At 49.3% G+C, this 477-nt stretch carries 1 protein-coding gene; it reads right to left on the bottom strand.

All coding sequences use genetic code 11. The annotated features are described in order from the left end of the window. The coding region (locus tag WH95_RS20170; protein WP_046510251.1) for a GTP-binding protein at positions 1-476 on the bottom strand (476 nt) is incomplete at its 3' end. Between the last annotated feature and the right edge of the window lies 1 nt (position 477).

Raw genomic sequence — 477 nt, forward strand, 5'->3', positions numbered from 1 at the left:
GAAAGAAGCTCACGGATTTCCATTTCAACAAGCTCTAGAAGCTCTTCATCGTCAACCTGGTCAACTTTGTTCATGAAAACAACAAGAGCTGGAACACCAACCTGACGTGCAAGAAGGATGTGCTCACGTGTCTGTGGCATTGGACCATCTGCTGCGTTAACAACAAGAATAGCACCATCCATCTGAGCAGCACCAGTGATCATGTTTTTCACATAGTCAGCGTGACCTGGGCAGTCAACGTGCGCATAGTGACGACCTTCGGTCTCATACTCAACGTGCGCGGTGGAAATGGTGATACCACGGGCACGCTCTTCAGGGGCCTTATCGATATCTTCAAACGCTGTCGCGTCCTGGCCGTTCTGTTCAGCCAATACTTTCGTGATCGCAGCAGTAAGAGTTGTCTTACCATGGTCAACGTGACCAATTGTACCTACGTTACAGTGCGGTTTCGTCCGCTCAAACTTTTCCTTAGCCATC

Source organism: Kiloniella litopenaei (assembly GCF_000982415.1).
GTDB classification, from domain to species: Bacteria; Pseudomonadota; Alphaproteobacteria; order Kiloniellales; family Kiloniellaceae; genus Kiloniella; species Kiloniella litopenaei.